The following is a 4610-nucleotide window of genomic DNA, read 5'->3' on the forward strand; positions in this document are numbered from 1 at the left end:
CCCAGCATCAGTTAGTTCGTTGCCTTATTAACTGTGGGATTTGGTGTTGGACTGGTCGCTACCCTTTATCCAGTTCGGACTTCCACCGACAAGAATTTAAGGAACTTTCTTGGCACACTCATAATTTCCCTCCTTGCTCCGCCAAACAAAAAGGGCGGACAATCAATCCCCGGTAACTCATGACGAAACCCGAGAAAGACCACCGCCCGTTCAGGCGACAGTCATTCCTTAGTCATGAGTTAGAGGATTTTTTCCTCTTTAAGGAAATGCTGTTAAAAATACTACAAAAAACAAAGAACGGTTAAAACACTATTTTAATTTCTGGAATTCTTCTATTGTTAAACCTGCCTGTTTTATCAAACCAAATAATAAGCCACGTTTCATTTCTCTTATATGATATGGAACTACAATACGACGCTTTTCATTATTCATCATCACAATATGACTGCCTCTTTGATGGTCTATCCAAAAACCTGCTTTTTGCAGACGATGAATAAATTCTTTCGGTTTTATGCTACCTAAACGATGGTTCATTTTTCGACCATTATAGGCACATAGATTTTTCCAACATATTCTTCTGTCTCATCCGGTATGGGTTCACCGTGCTTTACCAAACTTTCACAATAACATTTTATTGCATCTTCTGCCATTTTTTCTGTTTCTTCAAATGTTTCCCCTTGTGTCATACAGCCTGGCAGTGATGGAACAGTAGCGATATAACCACCTTCACTTGCTTTCTCAAAAATAACGGTAAATTCCATAATTTTCTTTTTTTGGGTTGACATAATATCATACCTCCACTATTTAAGTATAAATAAAATCAAAAGTTTTGTCAAGAACTTTTTTTCGTTTAATAGTATTTTTCAAAATATCCCTGTGTAATTTTTAAGTCATTTTCAATCTGTTTTGCAAGTTTTTTAACAGATGGGAATTTTTTATCGTCTCTGATTTTGGAAAGCAACTCAACAACTATTTTTTTGTTGTATAACTGTTGCTTAAAACCGAGGATATAAATCTCAACTGTTTTAGTAGATAATCCAAGCGTGGGTTTTCTGCCGATGTATGTTATAGCCCGATATCCCCACCTTTTTTTATTACCAATTTTTACTTTTGATATAAAAATTCCTTCAGGCAGGATTTTTTCTTTTTTGGCAGTTAAGTTTGCCGTCGGGAAACCGAGTTTTTTCCCGAGGCCTGAACCTTTTATAACCTTTCCTTCAAATGTATAATTTCTGCCAAGCAGATTATTAGATAGTTCAATGTTACCTGAAATCAGTTTTTTTTTAACCAGTGTTGAGGAAACGATTTTGTTTCTGTACTTTACCGGTTTTACACTGATTACATTTTTGCAGAATTTTTTTAGTGTTTGCAGGTTACCCTGTCTGTCTTTGCCAAATTTAAAATCGCAGCCAACAACGATACCATAGCAATTTTTTAAATAATTTTCTATAAACTGCTGTGGTGTCAAATTTTTTATTTTGCCAAATTGTAGAATCGTAATTTTATCTATATCAAACGATCTTATAATTTTTGCTTTTTCATTGAGTGTTGTAAGATTACCGTGATTTTTCGTCGGGATATAATCAAAAGTCAGAACAGCGCTTTTTATTTTATGTTGTTTGGCGTAGTTAACAGCAGTTTTAAGAACCTGTTGATGACCGAGATGAACACCATCAAACATTCCAATAGCAATAATTTCTGTCGTCATAAAATAAAAACCTTTCACCACAGAGGGCACAGAGAAAAAAACAGAATTAAGAACTTAAAACTCTGCGTTCTCTGTGGTATAACATTAATTGCTTTTTTAAGAGAGTATTTCCCGATTTTAGTTCTAACAAGTTTAGTGACTACCGCACAGGTGTTAAGTTTTTCGGCAATGTCCTCAACCAGTTTTCTGATATAAGTCCCTTTTGAACAATCAACTCTTAATTTAATGGTTTCTTTTGTATATTTGAGCAGTTTTATTTTTTTTATTTCAACAACACGTGGTTTGATTTTTATTTTTATCCCCGCTCTTGCGTACTCATAAAGTTTTCTGCCTTTATACTTTATTGCTGAATACATCGGTGGAATTTGTTTTATTTTTCCTTCAAATTTTTTGAGCACTCGTTCAATTTTTTTTCTGGTTAATTTCGGTACCGTGCAGGTTTTCACAATTTTGCCATCTGTATCACCTGTATCTGTCTGAACTCCAAGCTGCATTTTTACAAGATATTGTTTGTCTAACGCTAAAAATTTTTCAGCATCTTTTGTTGCATCATCAACCAAAACAATAAGAAGCCCTGATGCTAACGGGTCAAGTGTGCCTGTATGTCCTGTTTTTTTAGGTCGTGGCTGAAGTTTCTTTTTGAGGATTCTTATTACATCGTAAGAAGTAATGCCTGACGGCTTGTTAATTAAAAGAACATTTTTCATAAACGCAGATTATGCAGATTTTTAACAGAGATTACGCAGATATTTTTCTATAACCGGCAAAATGGTATTTATTACCTTTTCCATTTTTCCTTTGATGGTACAGCCGGCAGCATTTTTGTGACCACCACCGCCAAACTGTTGGGCAATTTTATTCATATCAATTTCTTTAACCGACCGAAAACTTACTTTAACAAAATTTTTTCTGTCTGTCTCTCTAAAAACCATCCAGACAAGCACATTGGGAATCATACCGGCATAATTTATTATTTCTTCCGTATCTTCAGCGGTAGTTTTTGTTATACCAAAATCTTTATTTGTAATCGTTGTATATGCAATTTTGCCAGACGGAACAACTTTTATTCTGCTTAATGCGATACCTAACAGATGCAGTATGTTAAGCGATTTTGTTTTGTAAATATATTTTTCTATTTCTTGCGGTTCAACACCAAGTTCTAATAATTCAGCTGCTACAAGATGTGATTGAGGTGTGGTATTGACCTGTATAAAATTATGTGTATCGGTAACGATACCTGTATAAAGTGCAACTGCCTCTTCTTTTTTTATTAGTATGTTCATAAACTTAAAGATATAAAAAAGCATCTCTGAAATTGAAGCGGATTCAGAATCAATCCAGTTTATATCCGCCCAGTTTTGCTGATAAGCATGATGGTCTATGTTGATTGTAATTTTTGATTGTTTTCTCGGGATTATGATATTTCCGAGTCGGGTAAGTTCAGAACATTCCAAAATTACCGCAACATCAAATTTTTGTTTTACTTTTTTAGAGATGTTTATTTTTTCTGAATCAGGCAGAAATTTCAGAAATAGTGGAATAGGGTCGCAACTAAAAACGCCGACATTTTTTTTCAGTCGGATAAGCAAAGACCTCAATGCCAGCATTCCACCGATTATATCGCCGTCAGGTCTTTGGTGTCCTGCGATAAAGAAAGTTTTATTTTTTGGATTTTTTAGAACGCTTTTTAGTTCGGCAAGTTTTTTTAGATATTTTTGGTGTATGTTTATGTTCAATTTTTTCCTCCTCAATCTGTTTCAGAAGTTCAAACACACGGGCAGCCCGTTCTGGTGTAGAATCGTATTCAAACCTTACAACCGGTGTGAACTTAATATGTAAACTTTTACCAATCTCGTGGTTTATGAACTGTCTGGCAGATTCTAAAGTATCAGCAGTTTTTTTCTTTTCGTCGTCGGTTCCAAGCACACTGTAATAAACAGTTGCATTTCGTAAATCAGGCGTAACCTTTACTTCAGTGATTGTAGTAAATCCGATATTATCCTGCAGATACCGTATAAAAATTTCAGATATTTTTGCTCGCAGAATTTCTGAAATTCGGGCGCATCTTAATTCGCTCATATCAATAATTTTCTGCTAAAATCTCATTTTTTAATATATCCAGCCTTTTATTTTTTTTATATTGGTTAGTACCAGTCGTTTGTCTTCAAATTTTATACAGCCCGATTTTTTGAATGTAGACATTATTTTTGTTATAACTTCTCTTGCGGTTCCTGCTAATTCTGCAAGGTCCTGATGTGTCAGTTCTATATTGATATGAATACCATCATATTTTTTTTCACCGTGTTTTTCTGCTAAATCGCATAGAATTATAGCAGTCCTGCCGAGTGCATTCTGAAATGTTAATGCAGAAATCTGTTTATCGGCTTCCCTTAAGCGTTCAGCAAGCAGTGAGATTATTACAAAAGAGGTCTGCGGATAATCCGAAAGCAAATTTAGGAAATCGTTTCTTTTACAAGAAATTGCTTCAACTTCTGTGATTGCTTTTGCAGATGCCGATCGACCACCTTGATTGAACAATGCCATCTCACCAAAGAATTCATTTTCCTTGAGGATTGCGAGTGTTTTCTGGGCAGAGCCAGTAGCAGATGAACGGAATATTTTTACAAGTCCTGATAATATCAGGTATAGTGAATCGCCTTTTGTATTTTCTGAAAAGATGATAGAACCAGCCGGGTATTTTTTTACCTCAAAAATTTTTTTGACTTTCTTTAGTGCAGAAACTGGAAAATGTGAAAACAACGGAATCTTCTTGAAATAATTTTGTTGAGTAGACATCTTTATAACCTCCTTGTGGTGACAGCCCTATCGGGCTGTCGTGCCCCTCGCAGAACCGTGCTTGCAGATTGCCCACACACGGCTCTTCAATAACACTTCCTCATAA

At 35.1% G+C, this 4610-nt stretch carries 7 protein-coding genes; all 7 read right to left on the reverse strand.

Translation table 11 applies throughout. The annotated features are described in order from the left end of the window. Positions 1-309: 309 nt before the first annotated feature. A complete protein-coding gene (locus tag AB1349_12845) occupies positions 310-534 on the reverse strand; it encodes a type II toxin-antitoxin system HicA family toxin (protein ID MEW6558214.1) in 225 nt (74 codons plus the stop codon). Then, a complete protein-coding gene (locus tag AB1349_12850) occupies positions 531-785 on the reverse strand; it encodes a type II toxin-antitoxin system HicB family antitoxin (GenBank protein ID MEW6558215.1) in 255 nt (84 codons plus the stop codon). The genes AB1349_12845 and AB1349_12850 overlap by 4 nt, the downstream gene beginning before the upstream one ends. A gap of 65 nt (positions 786-850) precedes the next feature. Then, entirely contained in the window at positions 851-1708 is an 858-nt protein-coding gene (locus AB1349_12855) for a bifunctional riboflavin kinase/FAD synthetase (protein MEW6558216.1), read from the reverse strand. A gap of 14 nt (positions 1709-1722) precedes the next feature. Continuing rightward, entirely contained in the window at positions 1723-2415 is a 693-nt protein-coding gene (truB, locus tag AB1349_12860) for a tRNA pseudouridine(55) synthase TruB (protein ID MEW6558217.1), read from the reverse strand. Positions 2416-2436: 21 nt separating this feature from the next. Continuing rightward, positions 2437-3444 (reverse strand): bifunctional oligoribonuclease/PAP phosphatase NrnA, encoded by a 1008-nt coding sequence (locus tag AB1349_12865; GenBank protein MEW6558218.1) that lies wholly within the window; start codon positions 3442-3444, stop codon positions 2437-2439. Continuing rightward, positions 3368-3787, reverse strand: a complete 420-nt coding sequence (rbfA, locus tag AB1349_12870; protein ID MEW6558219.1) for a 30S ribosome-binding factor RbfA — start codon at positions 3785-3787, stop codon at positions 3368-3370. Before rbfA ends, AB1349_12865 begins: the two co-directional genes overlap by 77 nt. A 30-nt stretch (positions 3788-3817) precedes the next feature. Beyond that, a complete protein-coding gene (locus tag AB1349_12875; GenBank protein MEW6558220.1) occupies positions 3818-4504 on the reverse strand; it encodes a Crp/Fnr family transcriptional regulator in 687 nt (228 codons plus the stop codon). Positions 4505-4610: the final 106 nt, after the last annotated feature.

The sequence above is a fragment of the Elusimicrobiota bacterium genome, from assembly GCA_040757695.1.
Lineage (GTDB): Bacteria > Elusimicrobiota > UBA8919 > UBA8919 > UBA8919 > JBFLWK01.